Origin of the sequence: Clostridium sp. D53t1_180928_C8, assembly GCF_015667795.1 — a bacterium.
GTDB lineage: Bacteria > Bacillota > Clostridia > Clostridiales > Clostridiaceae > Clostridium.
Genome location: NZ_JADPEL010000039.1, coordinates 12,854 through 29,442, shown reverse-complemented (window position 1 = coordinate 29,442; position 16,589 = coordinate 12,854). Strand labels below are relative to the sequence as shown.

At 28.3% G+C, this 16,589-nt stretch carries 18 protein-coding genes; 17 read left to right on the top strand and 1 reads right to left on the bottom strand.

Annotated features, from left to right (window positions below; all coding sequences use genetic code 11):
• Window positions 1-335: DUF3842 family protein (locus tag I4V51_RS16285; RefSeq protein ID WP_195989494.1), on the bottom strand; the 335-nt coding region annotated here is incomplete at its 3' end.
• A gap of 162 nt (window positions 336-497) precedes the next feature.
• Between I4V51_RS16285 and hypB the strand changes: the two genes are divergently transcribed.
• From hypB to I4V51_RS16200, 17 genes are all read left to right on the top strand, one after another.
• Complete coding sequence (hypB, locus tag I4V51_RS16280; protein WP_195989493.1) at window positions 498-1,148, top strand: hydrogenase nickel incorporation protein HypB; 651 nt, start codon at window positions 498-500, stop codon at window positions 1,146-1,148.
• Between the two features lie 170 nt (window positions 1,149-1,318).
• A complete protein-coding gene (locus I4V51_RS16275) occupies window positions 1,319-2,299 on the top strand; it encodes an ABC transporter permease (RefSeq protein ID WP_195989492.1) in 981 nt (326 codons plus the stop codon).
• Window positions 2,289-3,188: an ABC transporter permease gene (locus tag I4V51_RS16270; protein ID WP_243281540.1), complete on the top strand. Its 900-nt coding sequence runs from the start codon at window positions 2,289-2,291 to the stop codon at window positions 3,186-3,188. Before I4V51_RS16275 ends, I4V51_RS16270 begins: the two co-directional genes overlap by 11 nt.
• A 15-nt stretch (window positions 3,189-3,203) precedes the next feature.
• Entirely contained in the window at window positions 3,204-4,784 is a 1,581-nt protein-coding gene (locus I4V51_RS16265; RefSeq protein WP_195989490.1) for an ABC transporter substrate-binding protein, read from the top strand.
• 51 nt (window positions 4,785-4,835) lie between these two features.
• Window positions 4,836-5,852 (top strand): ABC transporter ATP-binding protein, encoded by a 1,017-nt coding sequence (locus I4V51_RS16260; protein WP_195989489.1) that lies wholly within the window; start codon window positions 4,836-4,838, stop codon window positions 5,850-5,852.
• A gap of 2 nt (window positions 5,853-5,854) precedes the next feature.
• Window positions 5,855-6,751 (top strand): ABC transporter ATP-binding protein, encoded by an 897-nt coding sequence (locus I4V51_RS16255; protein ID WP_195989488.1) that lies wholly within the window; start codon window positions 5,855-5,857, stop codon window positions 6,749-6,751.
• Window positions 6,752-7,116: 365 nt separating this feature from the next.
• On the top strand, window positions 7,117-8,652 hold the full coding sequence (locus I4V51_RS16250) for an ABC transporter substrate-binding protein (protein WP_195989487.1): 1,536 nt from the start codon (window positions 7,117-7,119) through the stop codon (window positions 8,650-8,652).
• A gap of 142 nt (window positions 8,653-8,794) precedes the next feature.
• Window positions 8,795-9,523, top strand: coding sequence for a carbonic anhydrase (locus tag I4V51_RS16245; protein ID WP_347708666.1), 729 nt, complete (start codon window positions 8,795-8,797; stop codon window positions 9,521-9,523).
• Between the two features lie 104 nt (window positions 9,524-9,627).
• Complete coding sequence (locus tag I4V51_RS16240) at window positions 9,628-9,930, top strand: urease subunit gamma (RefSeq protein WP_195989485.1); 303 nt, start codon at window positions 9,628-9,630, stop codon at window positions 9,928-9,930.
• A gap of 13 nt (window positions 9,931-9,943) precedes the next feature.
• Window positions 9,944-10,279 (top strand): urease subunit beta, encoded by a 336-nt coding sequence (locus I4V51_RS16235; RefSeq protein ID WP_195989484.1) that lies wholly within the window; start codon window positions 9,944-9,946, stop codon window positions 10,277-10,279.
• Window positions 10,279-11,994: an urease subunit alpha gene (ureC, locus tag I4V51_RS16230; protein ID WP_195989483.1), complete on the top strand. Its 1,716-nt coding sequence runs from the start codon at window positions 10,279-10,281 to the stop codon at window positions 11,992-11,994. Before I4V51_RS16235 ends, ureC begins: the two co-directional genes overlap by 1 nt.
• Before the next feature lie 18 nt (window positions 11,995-12,012).
• A complete protein-coding gene (ureE, locus tag I4V51_RS16225) occupies window positions 12,013-12,477 on the top strand; it encodes an urease accessory protein UreE (protein WP_195989482.1) in 465 nt (154 codons plus the stop codon).
• On the top strand, window positions 12,467-13,168 hold the full coding sequence (locus I4V51_RS16220; protein ID WP_195989481.1) for an urease accessory protein UreF: 702 nt from the start codon (window positions 12,467-12,469) through the stop codon (window positions 13,166-13,168). The genes ureE and I4V51_RS16220 overlap by 11 nt, the downstream gene beginning before the upstream one ends.
• Window positions 13,169-13,274: 106 nt before the next feature.
• Window positions 13,275-13,886, top strand: a complete 612-nt coding sequence (ureG, locus tag I4V51_RS16215; protein WP_195989480.1) for an urease accessory protein UreG — start codon at window positions 13,275-13,277, stop codon at window positions 13,884-13,886.
• A gap of 1 nt (window position 13,887) precedes the next feature.
• The gene (locus I4V51_RS16210; RefSeq protein WP_195989479.1) at window positions 13,888-14,736 is read left to right on the top strand and encodes an urease accessory protein UreD; all 849 of its coding nucleotides are present in this window, start codon (window positions 13,888-13,890) and stop codon (window positions 14,734-14,736) included.
• A 48-nt stretch (window positions 14,737-14,784) separates the two neighbouring features.
• Window positions 14,785-15,987, top strand: coding sequence for an ammonium transporter (locus tag I4V51_RS16205; RefSeq protein ID WP_195989478.1), 1,203 nt, complete (start codon window positions 14,785-14,787; stop codon window positions 15,985-15,987).
• A gap of 36 nt (window positions 15,988-16,023) precedes the next feature.
• Window positions 16,024-16,536: an AmiS/UreI family transporter gene (locus I4V51_RS16200; protein WP_195989477.1), complete on the top strand. Its 513-nt coding sequence runs from the start codon at window positions 16,024-16,026 to the stop codon at window positions 16,534-16,536.
• The last annotated feature ends 53 nt before the right edge of the window (window positions 16,537-16,589 follow it).

Here is a 16,589-nt window from a genome sequence, read left to right as displayed (position 1 = left end):
ATATCATATTTTTGTAGTGGAAGTATATATTTAGTGCAGTCCATATTTATAATTGATTTGCATATACTAGGGCATAACTCCATATCTTTTTCACCATTGCATAATATACCAATAGGAGCAATAACACAGTCTACTTTATTTTTTTTACAAAAAGAACTAATAGCTTTTTCACCACTTACACCAACATGGGCCCCAGCTTTAACCATTTTTGAGGTTGCAAATGTATTAGTACCAAGTGCAATTATGTTAATATCATCAGATAAATCTTTTTTTAATCTTTTAATTATGTTTTGACCAAGACCAGCTCCGTTTGTATCAAAAATAGCTATAATCATTATACTTCCTCCACGAAGATTCCCCAAAAAATAATACAAAATATACCTTTTTAGAATAATATTGTTTTAATAATGGTAAAATATATAATAATAATATATAATATTATTTAAATAAAGTAAATTATTACAATAAAATTATTATTAACTATTAAGGAGAAATTTATGAATATAAGGGTGATAAAACAAGAAATTGATTATAGAGATGAATGTGGTAATGAAATAAAGGAAATACTAAAAGAAAAGAATATATTTTTAATAAATGTAATGGGATCTCCTGGAACTGGAAAAACAACTTTAATAATTGAATTAATAAAATCTTTAAAAGAAAAATATAATATAGCTGTTATTGAAGGTGATATTGCTGGCCAAGTAGATGCTGAAAAAATTGATAAGTTAGGTATTGCTGTAGTGCAATTAAATTTAAATGGAGCATGTCACATAGCACCATTATCTATTAAAGAAATATTAGGATATTTTGATTTAGATGAAATAGATATTATTTTTGTTGAAAATATAGGTAATTTAATTTGTCCTGCAGAATTTGATATAGGAGAAAATTTAAAAATAGCAATATTAAGTATTCCAGAAGGTGATGATAAAGTTGAAAAGTATCCATTATTATTTGCAGAAAGCGATATACTTGTATTAAATAAATATGATATGATGGAACATTTTGATTTTAATGAAAACAAAGTAGAAAAGGATACAAGAAGTATTAATAGTGATTGTAGTATATTTAAGGTTTCTAGTAGAACAGGAAGAGAAATTGATTTATTAGTTAAACAAATAGAAGAGAAAATGAAAAAGAAATAAATTGACAATAAATGGATAAAGAGGTAATATATATAATGTAAGTCACGAAGGCTTATATTCAGTAAAATAAACTTAATATAATATGATTTATAATAACCACGAAGGTTAACGATTAAAGTTCGTTATCTTTTTTTCGTGGTTTTTTTGTTTAATAATCAAAGGAGATAGTAATGGTTAAGGTTATATTAAAAAAAATTTTACAGTGTGTAATTGCAGTATTCTTATTATCAGTAGTTGTGTTTTATATGTCAAGATTATCTCCAGGAGATCCTCTTGAAGCTTACTATGGAAATGCTATTGAAAGAATGAATAATGAACAAAAAGAAAGTGCCATGGAGAAATTAGGTCTTAATTCCCCTATTCATATTCAGTATGGTAAGTGGATAAAAGGAATAACAAAAGGTGATTTTGGAATTTCATATAAATATAAAAGAGATGTAAAGGCAGTTATTGGAGATGTGTGTTTAAATACAATTATTTTAGGAGGAATTGCATATATTTCTACGTTTTTATTGGCATTATTTTTAGGGATATATTGCGCTTTACATGAAGATAAAATAATAGATAGGATAATAATTACTATTGGTAATATAACATCCTGTATACCGTCATTTTGGATATCATTAATACTTATTTTAATTTTTGGTGTAAACTTAGCTATTTTACCAACTAGCGGAGCATATTCAATTGGATTGTCAGAAAATATAGGTGATAGAATTATACATTTAATTTTACCATTAATAGTATTGATATTAGGGCATTTATGGTATTACGCTTATATGGTAAGAAACAAAATATTAGAGGAAATGAGAGAAGATTATGTATTACTTGCAAAAGTTAAAGGCTTAAATAAGAGGCAAATTATTTATAGGCATTGCTTAAGAAATATTGCACCATCTTTTATAACTATAATGGCTGTTTCTGTTCCACATATATTAGCAGGGACTTATGTTGTTGAAAAGGTATTTTCTTATCCGGGAATAGGGACTTTAATTTTTGAAAGTGCAAAATATCATGATTATAATATGCTTATGATATTAACTCTTATTACAGGAATATTAGTATTAGTTTCAAATATGGTAGCTCAAATAATCAACACTAATATAGATCCAAGAATGAAGTATGAGAGAGGTGAGATATTTGAACCTTGATATTAATAACTTTGAAATTGTTAAGGATAAGGAGAATTTTATAGAACATAAAGATATTAAAAAGAGTTTTAAGTTGCAAAAAAAATTCCCTATTATGTCTATAGTAGTATTGATAATAATAATTTTAGGATGTTTATTTTCAAATATTATAATGACTCATAATCCTAAATTTATGGATTTAACAAATTCAAATGTTTCACCAAATAGAATTTTTTATTTTGGTACTGATTCAATGGGAAGAGATATTTTTTCAGATATATGGTATGGTGGAAGAATTTCTTTATTTATAGGTATATTTTCAACAATAATATCAACGACTTTTGCAATTATATATGGAAGTATTAGTGGAATGGCACCAGAGTGGGTTGATGATTTAATGATGAAGGCAACTGAAATATTACTTAGCATACCATCAATATTAATAATAATTTTTGTTCAAGCAATCATAGGTGGAAGTAATGCAGTTTCAATATCAATAGTAATTGGTTTAGTAAGTTGGATGAGTATATCAAAGATAGTAAGAAGTGAAGTAAGACAAATAAGAAATAGTGAGTATATATTAGCTGCAAAAATAATGGGAGGAAAATTTTTTTATATAGTAAAACAACATTTAGTGCCTAATTTTATATCTTCAATAATGTTTATGGTAGTTAGCAATATAGGTTCTGCCATTGCAACAGAATCAACATTAAGCTTTTTAGGAATTGGATTGCCTATTGAGATAATATCTTGGGGAAGTATGCTTTCATTAGCTCAAGATGCATTACTATCTAATTATTGGTGGATAATTTTAATTCCAGGTTTATTCTTAGTAGTAACACTTGTTTCTATTGCTAACATAGGTAATTATTTAAGAAGAAAAAATATTAAAAAATATAATAATTTATAAAAATGGAGGGATATCATGAAATTTAAAGGGGTAAAAGCAATAATATTATCATTAGGATTAATATTGCTTGTTGGGTGTGGAACTAGCTCAAAGGTGCCAGAGAAAGCTAGTGAAAGTGATAATATTACGGCAGAAAAAAGTGATGAAAAAGTATTAGTTTATGGAAGTGGTGATTATACAAGTATCAATCCGGCATTATATGAGCATGGAGAAATAAACTCACTTTTATTTAATGGACTTACAGCACATGATAAAGATAATAATATAGAACCAGCACTTGCAGAACGTTGGGAATATGATAAAGAAAACTTAACTTATACATTTTATTTAAGAAAAGATGTAAAGTGGCATGATGGAGAACCTTTTACAGCAGAAGATGTTAAGTATACTTATGAAGTTATAAAAAATCCAGAGATAGGTTCAGAAATAGCAACAAATTATGAAGATATAAAAGACATAGAAGTAGTAGATGATTATGTAGTAAAAATTATTCTGAAAAATGAAAATGTTGCATTATTAGATTATTTAACTGTAGGTGTTATACCTAAACATATATTAGATGGTCAAGATATTACAACTAGCGAGTTTAATAGAAATCCAATAGGAACTGGTCCATATAAGTTAAGTGAATGGGATGAGGGGCAAAGCATTACACTTGTAAAAAATGAAGATTATTTTAGAAATAATCCTAAAATAGATAAAATAATATTTAAAATTGTTGGAGATTCAAAGGCAAGAGTAATACAACTTAAAAGTGGAGAATTAGATTTAGCTCAAGTTACTCCAAAAGATATAGAAACTTTTAAAAATAATGATAATTATGTAGTAGATATAATGAAGACTGCTGATTATAGAGGTATAATGTATAATTTTAACAATCCGCTTTTTGCAGAAAATAGAGAATTACCTAATGCATTAAGTTATGCAATTAATAGGCAGGCAATGGTAGATAGTATTTTATTAGGATATGGAAAAGTTGCTTATTCACCAATTCAAATGGGCGATTATAACAATACAGAGATTGAAAAGTTTGATTATAACCCAGATAAGACTAAAGAGTTATTAGAAGAGGCAGGTTGGGTCCTTGGTAGTGATGGTATATATGAAAAGAATGGTACAAAGTTAAGCTTTGAAATAGTTTGTACGGAGGGAGATCAGGTAAGAATTGATATGGCAAACTTTGCAGCACAAGAGCTTAAATCAGTTGGAGCAGATGTTAAGGTAGCTGTTAATTCTAAAATAGACTGGGAAAATCAAGATACATTTTTAATTGGATGGGGAAGTCCATTTGATCCTGATGACCATACTTATAAGGTTTTTTCTACTAATGGTGGTGCTAATTATAATGCATACTCTAATAGTAAAATAGATGAATTATTAATTAAAGCAAGAGAAACTGATGTGTATGAAGAAAGATTAAATTATTATAAAGAATTTCAACAGGAAATGACAAAGGATATGCCTTATACATTTTTTGCATATATAGATTCAATTTATGTAGCAAATAGTAATTTAAAGGGAATAACTACAGAGACAGTTCTTGGACATCATGGTGTAGGAATATTTTGGAATGTTGAAGAATGGGATTTAGAGTAGAGTTTAAAGGTAATATAGACACAATAATATTATTGCAGGAGAAAATTTGAAATGAATAAATTATTAGAAGTGAAGGATTTAGAGGTTAATTTTAAAACTGATTATGGTGAAGTAAAAGCTATAAGAAAAGTATCTTTCGATTTATATAATGGTGAAGTTTTAGCTATAGTAGGAGAATCGGGATGTGGTAAGTCTATGCTATGCAGAAGCATACTAAAATTATTACCTACAAATGGATATATAAAAGGTGGAGAAGTAAATTTAGCAGGAAAAAATTTAATTAATATCAAAGAAAAAGATATGACTAAGGTTAGGGGAAAAGATATTTCAATGATATTTCAAGACCCAATGACTTCATTAAATCCAACTATTTCTGTAGGTAAACAAATAGTAGAAGTTTTAAAAATTCATAGTAATATAGATAAAAATGAAGCAAAAAAGAGAGCTATAGAATTAATGGAGTTAGTTGGTATAGATAATGCAGAATATAGATATAATCAATATCCATATCATTTTTCAGGGGGAATGAGACAAAGAATTGTAATTGCTATAAGTTTAGCATGTAATCCAAAAGTATTAATAGCTGATGAACCTACAACAGCATTAGATGTTAGAGTGCAACGTCAAATTTTAGATTTATTAAAGTCAATTCAAAGAAAAACTAATATAGCAATAATTTTTATTACTCATGATTTTGGGGTTGTTTCAGAAATTGCTGATAGAATAGCTGTAATGTATGCTGGAAAAATAGTTGAAATAGGTAAAAAGGAAGAGATATTTTTAAATCCAATACATCCATATACAATAGGGCTTATGTCATGTTTACCAATATTAAATAATAATAAAGAATATTTAGAAACTATTGAAGGAATGCCACCTAATCTTTTAAATCCTCCTAAAGGAGATGCTTTTGCAATAAGAAATAAGAAGCCTTTAATTATAGATTTTTTAGAGGAACCACCAATGTTTAAAGTGAGTGAAAGCCATTATGCAGCAACATGGTTACTTCATCCAAAAGCAAGTAAAATTAGAGATGAAATTAAGATTAATGAGGAGCAGGCTAATTAGCAATGAATAAAGAGAAAATATTGGAGATAAAAAATCTTAAACAGTACTTTAGATTAAATAAGAATAAAGTAATAAAAGCTTTAGATGGTATTTCTTTAGATATACATGAAGGTGAAGTCTTAGGATTAGTTGGTGAATCAGGATCTGGTAAATCTACTTTGGGAAAAAGTATTGTTGGAATTAATAAAATTACAGATGGTGAAATTATTTATGATGGTGTTAATATAAGTAAAAATAATAAATTGAGAAGAAAGCTAATAAGTAATAGTGTACAATTTATATTTCAAGATTCAACCTCATCATTAAATTCAAGAATGACTATAGGAGATATAATTTCAGAACCCTTAAAAATAAAAAAAATGTGCAAAAACAAAAATGAACAAAATGAAAAAGTTTATGAAATTATGAAGTTAGTAGGGTTAAACAATGAATTTATAGATAAGTATCCATATGATTTTTCAGGAGGACAAAGACAAAGGGTAGCTATAGCAAGAGCACTTTCTGTTAATCCTAAATTTATTATTGCAGATGAGCCAATAGCTTCTCTTGATGTATCTATGCAAGCACAAATAATCAATTTATTTAAAATGTTAAAAAATAATGGAGATTTAACGTGCTTATTTATTTCACATGATTTATCAATGGTTAGATATATTAGCGATAGAATAGCAGTAATATATAAAGGGAAAATAGTAGAACTTGCAGAAACAGAAGAACTTTGTAATAATCCTATTCATCCTTATACAAAGTCATTATTAGAAGCAATTTTAGTACCAACTTTAAAATCTAATGATTTAGAAATGGCATCAGATTATAAGTATGAAGATGAAGAATATTTATCAGAAAAAATGAAATGGAAAGAAATTAAAAAAGGACATTTTGTTTATGGATTAGGTTAAAATGTAATAATATTATTTTGACTTCTCTATGACTATTTTAAATTAATAGTCATAGAGAAGTTTTTTGTTTTGCTTTAAAATAATTGAATACTCAAATAAATTTTAGCCAATACTATAATTAGTTTTTAAAAATTAAAACTAATTATAGTATTTTTGGATTTATTATATTAGATTTCAATATAATATAAGTTATGAAGTCTAATATTTATACTTTATATAATTTTAAAGTTATGTAAGTCACGAGGGCTTATATTTTAGTAATAAAATAATAAAATGTATTTATATTAACCACGAAGGTTAACGAAGAAAGTTTTTTCGTTATCTTTTTCGTGGTTTTTATTTTTTAATTATTTGGAGGAATATTTATGAAGTTAAAAGGATTAGTGGGTATTATCTTAATCATTATTTTAATATTGAGTATTGGCTGTAAAGGCGAAGAAAATGTAAAAAATGAAAATAAATTAGTATATGGAAGTAGTGATTATACAAGTATAAATCCAGCTTTGTATGAGCATGGAGAAATTAACTTATTATTGTTTAATGGATTAACAGCTCACGATAAAGATAATAATATAGTACCTTCTTTAGCAGAAAAATGGGAATATGATAAAGAAAATTTAACATATACATTTTACTTAAGGAATGATGTTAAATGGCATGATGGAAAAGCATTTACGGCAGAAGATGTGAAATTTACTTATGAGACTATATTAAATCCAGAAGTAGAATCAGAAATAGTTTCTAATTATATAGATATAGATAAAATTCAAGTAATTGATAACAATACTTTAAAAATTATTTTGAAAAATGAAAATGTTGCTCTATTAGATTACTTAACTGTAGGAATATTACCTAAGCATATTTGGGAAGATCAAGATATTACTACTTCTGAATTTAATAGAACCCCCATAGGTACTGGGCCATATAAATTTAGTAATTGGGATGAAGGTCAAAGTATAACACTTATAAAAAATGAGGAATATTTTAAAAGTGACCCTAAGATAGATAAAATAATTTTTAAGATAGTAGATGATACAAAAGCTAGAGTAGTTCAATTAAAAAGTGGAGAATTAGATTTAGCACAAGTTACACCAAAAGATATTGATATATTTAAAGGAAATAATGAGTTTGTAATAGATGTTATGAAGACTTCTGATTATCGAGGAATAATGTACAATTTTAATTATCCATTATTTAAGGAAAACAGAGAGTTACCAAATGCTTTAAGTTATTCAGTAAATAGAAAGGAAATAGTAGATAACATTTTATTAGGATATGGTGAAGTTGCATACTCACCACTACAAATGGGGAAATACAATAATTCAGATATAGAAAAATTTGAGTATAATCCTAATAAGACAAAAGAGTTATTAGAAAATGAAGGATGGCAAATTGGTAGTGATGGGATATATGAAAAAGGTGGAACAAAATTAAGTTTTGAATTAGTAGCTATGGAGGGGGATCAAGAAAGATTAGATATATCAAATTTTGTATCACAAGAGTTTGAAAAAATTGGAGCTGATGTGAGAGTTGTTGTAAATGCAAATATTGATTGGAAAAACCAAGCATCCTTTTTAGTAGGATGGGGAAGTCCCTTTGATCCTGATGATCACACATATAAAGTATTTACAACCAATGGTGGTGATAATTTTAATGCATATTCCAATAGCAAAATAGATGAATTACTTAATGAAGCAAGACATACAGATATATTTGAAGAAAGATTAAAATATTATAAAGAATTTCAAGAAGAAATGACAAAAGATATGCCATATACATTCTTAGCATATATAGATGCAATTTATATAGCTAAAAGCGATATAAAAGGAATAACAACAGAAACAATATTAGGTCATCATGGTGTAGGTATATTTTGGAATGTAGAAGAGTGGGAGTTATAATAAATTTTAAAATAAAAAAAGTTAAATGCAAAATTTAAAAATAAATTTATGAATATGTTATTAAATTTTCGTTCATATTATATTTGACATATGTAATAAAAAATGTATGTATTTTTATTTATATAAAAGGGAGGGAATAAATGTGAACAAAAGTTTGATAACAACTTTACTTATTAGTTCTTTGTTATTAGTAGGATGCGGCGATAATGCAACTAATAATATTGATAATAATACCGTTGACAATGTAACCAATAATAAACCGGATCAAAGTATTTCTGAAATTGTAGTTGTAGATACAACAGTATCATCAGCAGATGAAGCAATACAAATATTGAAAGATGGTAATGAAAGGTTTGTTACAGATACTTCAATATTAAGAAATGTAGGGCAGCAAAGAAGAGATGCATTGAAAGGTAGTCAAAGTCCTTATGCAGTAATTATATCTTGTTCTGATTCAAGAGTAACACCTACAACTGTTTTTAATGCTGGACTTGGTGAAATATTTGATGTTAGATTAGCTGGAAATGTAGTTGATGATGATGCGTTGGGTTCTATTGAATATGCAGTAAAAAAATTAAATACTCCTTTAGTTGTTGTTATGGGACATCAAAACTGTGGAGCTGTAACTGCAACATACAACGAAGTGGTTAAGGGTGAGAAAGTAACTGGAAATATGGAATCATTTGTTGAAAAAATAACACCTAGTATAAATAAAGATGGAACAGTAGATGATGCAATTCACGCAAACGTAGATGCTGTAGTTAAAGAAGTGTCAGAAGATGATGCAGTTAAGGATCTTATAAATCAAGGTAAAGTTAAGGTTATTGGAGCCTATTATGATTTGGGTGGAAAGGTAACTTTTAACGAATAAGAAAAAAGACTAACAAAAAAGAATAAAATATAAAAATGTAGGAAAAATAAGAAATATGTAATAAATTTTTATGTTTATTATAAGAAAAAAAGGAGGAATTTATTTTGCATTTAACAATTAGAGAACAAGAAAAACTGATGGTTGCTGTTGCAGCTGATGTAGCTCGTAAAAGAAAAGGCAAAGGACTAAAACTAAATTATCCTGAAGCTATGGCGATAATAACAGATGAAATGTTAGAGGGTGCTAGAGAAGGAAAAACAGTTGAATATTTGATGGAGTATGGAACAAAAATTTTATCTAAAGATGAAGTTATGGAAGGTGTTCCAGAAATGATTCATGCAGTTCAAGTTGAATGTACTTTCCCTGATGGAACTAAATTAGTAACAGTACATGAACCAATTAAATAAGGAGGGCTGAAGTATGGTACCAGGTGAATTAAAAATAAAAGAGGGAACAATTGAATATAACAAGGGGAAAGAAGCGATAAAGTTACAAGTTGTTAATACTGGGGATAGACCAGTACAAATAGGGTCACATTATCATTTTTATGAAGTAAATGATGCTTTAGATTTTGATAGAAATGCAGCTTGGGGAAAAAGATTAGATATCCCTTCAGGAACAGCTGTTAGATTTGAACCTGGAGATAAGAAGGAAGTAAACTTAATTAATATTGGTGGATATAGAAGAGTTTATGGAATTAGAAATATGTGTGATGGATTCTTAGATGGAATGTCAAAAGGGAGCGGTGAAAAGTAATGAGTTTTGAAATTGATAGACATAGATATGCGGAATTATTCGGACCAACAGAAGGGGATAGTATCAGACTTGCAGATACTGATCTTTTCATAAAAATTGAAAAAGATTATACAGGTTATGGAAACGAATGTAAGTTTGGTGGAGGTAAAACTCTTAGAGATGGTATGGGACAAAATGCCACTCAAACTAGTAAAAATCCAGAAGTTGCTGACTTGATTATAACAGGTGCAACTATAGTAGATTACACTGGAATATATAAAGCAGATGTAGGTATTAAAGATGGTAAAATTCTCGCTATAGGTAAAGGCGGTAACCCTGACACAATGGATAATGTTGACTTTGTAGTAGGGGTTGGAACTGAAGCGTTAGCAGGTGAAGGAAGAATTTTAACAGCAGGTGGAATAGATACCCATGTTCACTATATTCATCCAGAATGTGCTCAAGTTGCATTAGAAAATGGTATTACTACATTAGTAGGCGGAGGAACAGGTCCAATTGATGGTACAAATGCTGTTACTTCTACTCCTGGTCCATGGAATATAGGAAAAATGCTACAATCAGCAGATGGATGGCCAGTAAATGTGGGTATTTTAGGGAAAGGTAGTGGGGCTAATATTGATGTTAATGCTGAACAAATAGAAGCTGGTGCAATTGGGCTTAAAGTTCATGAAGACTGGGGTGCAACAAGATCAGCTATAAATTATGCATTAGAAACAGCTGAAAAATATGATACTCAAGTTGCTTTACATAGTGATACTTTAAATGAAGGTGGATTTGTAGAACATACTATTCAAGCAATTGCTGGTAGAGTAATTCATACATATCATACTGAAGGTGCAGGAGGCGGTCACGCACCAGACTTAATGAAAGTAGCATCACAAATAAATATTTTGCCTGCATCAACAAATCCGACAAAACCTTATACTATTAACACAATAGCAGAACATTTAGATATGCTTATGGTTTGCCATCATTTAGATGCAAAAGTACCAGAAGATATAGCTTTTGCTGATTCAAGAATTAGACATCAAACAATAGCAGCTGAAGATATATTCCAAGATATGGGTATTTTTAGTATTATGAGTTCTGATACATTAGCAATGGGAAGAATTGGAGAAGTTGTAACAAGAACTTGGCAAACAGCCTCAAAAATGAAGAAACAAAGAGGAACATTCCCAGATGATAGTGAATATAGCGATAATAATAGAGTTAGAAGATATATTGCTAAATATACAATAAATCCTGCAATTGCGCAAGGTATGTCTAAATATATAGGTTCAGTAGAAGTTGGAAAACTTGCCGATTTAGTACTTTGGGAACCACCATATTTTGGAGTTAAACCACATTTAATTCTTAAAGGTGGAATGGCAATTAGAGGAATAATTGGTGATGCTAATGCGTCTATCCCAACATGTCAACCAGTAATATATAGAGATTGTTATGGAGCATTTGGAAAGGCACAAGAAACAACATGCATAACTTTCGTTTCTAAATATGCTTATGAAAATGGAGTGAAAGAAAAGTTAGGGTTAGAAAAGACAGTATTACCAGTAAGTGGAATTAGGAATTTAACTAAGAAAGATATGAAGCTTAATGATGCTACTCCAGAAATCAGAGTAGATCCACAAACTTATGATGTTACAGTTGATGGAGAATTAGTAACTTGTGAACCAGCAAGTGAATTACCATTAGCACAAAGATATTTCTTATTCTAATAATAAGGAGAGGTTTATATGATTTTTAATCAAATACTAGGAAATATAGATAATATAAAAGATTTAAACAATTTACATATTGAAAAAATATATATAAATAGTGAAGATGCATTAAAAAGGATAATGAGAGTTAATTCAGATCATAACCATGAATATGGAATAGCATTATCTGAAAATATTGAATTAAAAGACGGAGACATACTTTATCATGATGATAAGAATATGATAATAGTTAAAATTAAAGGTGATGATGTCCTAGTTATAAGACCAAGCAATATTACAGAAATGGGTATTATTGCTCATAGTCTTGGAAATAGACACTTACAAGCACAATTTGAAGATGGAAAGATGATAATTCAATATGATGCATTAGTAGAAGGTGAATTAAAGCGAGATAAAATAAATTATTCTAGAGAAAATTTAAAACTTAAAAAAGCTTTTAGGCACGTGGAATTTGGGCACACTCATACACATGCCAATTAATAATAATATTACAGATGTTTTAAAGGTTATTCAAATATGTGATTCAAATTTTCCAGTTGGTTCATTTAATCATTCATATGGTATGGAGACGTATTTAAGATTAAAAAAGATTTATAATACAGAAACTTTTAGAGAATGGTTAAAAGTTTATTTAAATGAACAATTTATTTTTAGTGATGGGTTGGCAATAAAAATGTTATATGAATATTTAGATAATGATGATATAGAAGGTATATGGAATCTAGATAATCGTATTACTGTTCAAACTGTAGCTATAGAAAGTAGAAATGGTGGGAAATTAGTTGCAAGTAGAATGGTTAAACTATTCTTGGATTTATATGATTTTGATTTGTTAAAAGAATATAATAGAAAAATGACTAATAAAGAAGCCTTTGGACATCCGGCAATTGTATTTGGAATGTTAATGTATTCTCTAGGTTTTAATTTAAAGGAAGCTATAATTTATCATATGTATAGTACAGTTTCTACACTTATTAGTAATGCTGTCAGAACTATTCCTTTAGGGCAAAAAGATGGTCAGTTATTACTAAAAGAGTTTAGTGAAAAATTTGAAAATCTATATAAGATTATTATGAATTTAGATGAGGATTATTTTGGAGCTAATAGTCCAGGATTAGAATTGTCTCAAATTAAACATGAAATTATGGAGTTTAGATTGTTTATGTCTTAACTAGCTTAAAATTTGTAAAATATTTTTGCAATAAGCTTTATATTGAATTATGAATGAGTTTCTCATTCATAATTCAAATAAATAAAATTTTGAAAGGGTGTTGTATATGAAACCAGTAGTTATAGGGGTAGGAGGACCGGTAGGTAGTGGTAAAACATTACTTATAGAAAGATTAACAAGAGTAATGAATAGTGAATATAAATGTGCTGTTATAACTAATGATATTTATACTAAAGAAGATGCTAAATTTATGGTTAAAAACTCTGTTTTAAGCGAAGATCATGTTATTGGAGTTGAAACAGGAGGATGTCCACACACTGCAATAAGAGAAGATGCATCAATGAATTTTGAAGCATTAGAAGAATTGAAAAGAAGATTTAATGACTTAGATATTATTTTCTTAGAAAGTGGTGGAGATAATTTAGCTGCAACATTTAGCCCGGATTTGGTAGATTTTTCAGTATATATTATTGATGTTGCACAAGGAGAAAAAATCCCTAGAAAAGCAGGTCAAGGTATGATAAAGAGTGATTTATTTATTATAAATAAAATTGATTTAGCACCATATGTTGGAGCAAATTTAGAAATTATGAGACAAGATACATTAGCTTTTAGAGATGAGAATAGTTTTATTTTTACTAACCTTAAGACTGATGAAGGAATTCAAAGTGTAATTAGTTGGATTAAGAAAAATTGCTTATTAGAAGGAATTTCATAGGATGTTTAAGGAAGCTAAAATTAAAAGTGAATATTCTGGATTAATAGATTTAGTATTAGAAAAGAAAGATAATAAAACAATTGCAACTAAAAAGTTTTATGAAGGATTAGTAAAGGTATCTCCAACTATCAAAATGGATAGAGAAAATATACCTACATTTTATTTATTACAACTTGGTGGAGGATATATTGAAGGAGAAAAATATAAGAATATATTTAAATTAAAAGATGATGCAAGAGCTATTATAACAACTCAAGCAGCAGCAAAGGTATATAAGTGTTTAAATAATATTAAGACACAACAAGAAACAGAAATAGAGTTAGGGAAAAATAGTATCTTAGAATATATAACTGATAATGTTATTTTATATAAAGATGCTATATATAAGCAGGTTAATAATATATATTTAGATGAAACTTCAACATTAATTTATAGTGATGGAATTACGGCCGGATGGTCTCCGGAAGGGGAAAATTTTAAGTATAATAGTGTACAGTTAAAAAGCAATGTATTTGTAAATAATAAGTTGGTATTATTAGATAATTTAATTGTTAATCCTAATAATAATGATGTAACAAAGTTAGGTTTTTTTGAGGAATATCTAAACTTTGGAACATTATTAGTTATTAATAATAATGTGGATGATAAAGTAATAGAAGAATTAAGAGGAATAATTAGAAAATTAAATCTACCTGTAGATTTTGGAATATCAAAATTAGAGGTTAATGGATTTGTTCTCAGAGTATTAGGAAATTTGACACAACATATAGAGCAAGTAATAGGGGCTTGTCATAATTATATTAGAAAAAACTTTTTAGGATCTAAAGATTTAATTATAAGAAAGTACTAAAAATTTTAGTTAAGAGTCAATCAAATGAAAAATTAAGGGAGTGATTCTATGATTATTCATGGTGACGTAGCCTTTATGATATTAGCTACAACACTTGTTTTAATTATGACACCAGGGTTAGCATTTTTTTATGGTGGTTTAGTTGAACGAAAAAATGCCCTAACTATAATGTTTCAAGTATTTATTGCGATAGGTATAGTAGCTTTATTATGGATATTTGGAGGATTTAGTCTAGTATTTGGTGATGATATTGGTGGAGTTATAGGAAATCCATTTCAATTTTTTGCATTTAATGATGTAACATTCACAGTAGATTTAAGGTATAGCGAAACAATACCATTTATATTATTTTTTATGTATCAAATGATGTTTGCAATTATTACAGCACCTTTAATGACAGGTGCATTTGCAAATAGATTAACAGTTGGTGGATGGATTAAAATTTTGATACTATGGATGATTTTAATATATTTCCCAGTTGCACATTGGGTTTGGGGTGGTGGATTCCTAAGTAAATTAGGATTTGTTGATTTCGCTGGTGGAGCTGTAATACATATAACATCTGGATTTGGATGTCTGGGTGGTATTTATGTTCTTGGAGAAAGAAAAGTTAAAAATGAAAAAGGACCTTTCAATTTAGGATTAGTTGCAATAGGGGCAGGTTTATTACTATTTGGATGGTTTGGATTTAATGCAGGTGGAACAATAGCTGCAGCAGATATAGCAGCAATCGTTTTTACAAATACAGGTGTAGCTTCAGCATCAGGAATGATAGTATGGTTAATTTTACATGTAATGCATGCTAAGAGAGCATCATTTCTTGAAGCAATAATTGGAGCGGTGGCAGGTCTTGCAACAGTAACACCTGCATCAGGATATATTACTCCTTTAAGTGCGTTAATTATAGGTGCACTAGGTGCATTAGTATGTTTCTTCTGTGTTGAGTTTGAAAGAAAAATGTGGGATGATGCATTAGATGTTTGGGGAGTACATGGAATGGGCGGATTATTAGGTATTTTATTAATTGGAATTTTTGCAGATCCACGTGTAAATGGAGTTAGTGCAGGATTACACCAATTTTTAATTCAAGCTTTAGGAGCTGCAATAATAGGAGTTTATTCTATTTTAGTAACATTTATAATATTCAAAGTGGTAGATATGATTAAATCAATTAAAGTAAGTGAAGAAGTTCAAAGAAAAGGATTAGATAAAGAATTCTTTGGGGAAAGCTATGAAACTAAAGTGGATTAATAGAATATTTTAGAGAAAACACAAAGGAGGAGAAATATGTTAGGAGTAGTTTTAATCTATGTTGGAGTAGTTCTTATTTTAAATGGAATAGGAAGACTTTGTGATGTAGATGCAAAATCAAGTGCTGTATTTAATGTATTTACTGGTATGTTGTCCTTTATTTTGAACATAGTAGCAGTAATACAAGGTAATTATTTTGCTGCAGGAACAGGATTATTATTTGGATTTACTTATTTATATATTGCAGCAAGAAGTATTTTTAATTTAGATGGAAGGTTATATGGATGGTATTGCTTATTTGTTGCAATAAATACTATACCTTTAGCATTTATCGATGGTAGTACTTTAAAATTTATAGATTTTACAGTTGGAAATATATATTGGATTTTTATATGGTTATTATGGGGCTTATTATGGTTAACTGGATTTATAGAACTTGTAATGAAAAAGGATTTAGGAAAGTTTGTAGGATATCTTTCAGTATTTGATGGAATATTCACTGCTTGGATTCCAGGATTTTTATTACTAATAAATATGTATCCTAAATAAAAAATATAAGAGGCTAAATACTTAAGTATTGGCCTCTTAATTAATTAAAATAA

Excerpts from the sequence above, each read along its gene's own strand:
- hypB (WP_195989493.1), top strand. The coding sequence starts at position 498 with ATGAATATAAGGGTGATAAAACAAGAAATTGATTATAGAGATGAATGT.
- I4V51_RS16275 (WP_195989492.1), top strand. The coding sequence starts at position 1,319 with ATGGTTAAGGTTATATTAAAAAAAATTTTACAGTGTGTAATTGCAGTA.
- I4V51_RS16265 (WP_195989490.1), top strand. The coding sequence starts at position 3,204 with ATGAAATTTAAAGGGGTAAAAGCAATAATATTATCATTAGGATTAATA.
- I4V51_RS16260 (WP_195989489.1), top strand. The coding sequence starts at position 4,836 with ATGAATAAATTATTAGAAGTGAAGGATTTAGAGGTTAATTTTAAAACT.
- I4V51_RS16255 (WP_195989488.1), top strand. The coding sequence starts at position 5,855 with ATGAATAAAGAGAAAATATTGGAGATAAAAAATCTTAAACAGTACTTT.
- I4V51_RS16250 (WP_195989487.1), top strand. The coding sequence starts at position 7,117 with ATGAAGTTAAAAGGATTAGTGGGTATTATCTTAATCATTATTTTAATA.
- I4V51_RS16235 (WP_195989484.1), top strand. The coding sequence starts at position 9,944 with ATGGTACCAGGTGAATTAAAAATAAAAGAGGGAACAATTGAATATAAC.
- ureC (WP_195989483.1), top strand. The coding sequence starts at position 10,279 with ATGAGTTTTGAAATTGATAGACATAGATATGCGGAATTATTCGGACCA.
- ureE (WP_195989482.1), top strand. The coding sequence starts at position 12,013 with ATGATTTTTAATCAAATACTAGGAAATATAGATAATATAAAAGATTTA.
- I4V51_RS16220 (WP_195989481.1), top strand. The coding sequence starts at position 12,467 with ATGCCAATTAATAATAATATTACAGATGTTTTAAAGGTTATTCAAATA.
- ureG (WP_195989480.1), top strand. The coding sequence starts at position 13,275 with ATGAAACCAGTAGTTATAGGGGTAGGAGGACCGGTAGGTAGTGGTAAA.
- I4V51_RS16210 (WP_195989479.1), top strand. The coding sequence starts at position 13,888 with ATGTTTAAGGAAGCTAAAATTAAAAGTGAATATTCTGGATTAATAGAT.
- I4V51_RS16205 (WP_195989478.1), top strand. The coding sequence starts at position 14,785 with ATGATTATTCATGGTGACGTAGCCTTTATGATATTAGCTACAACACTT.
- I4V51_RS16200 (WP_195989477.1), top strand. The coding sequence starts at position 16,024 with ATGTTAGGAGTAGTTTTAATCTATGTTGGAGTAGTTCTTATTTTAAAT.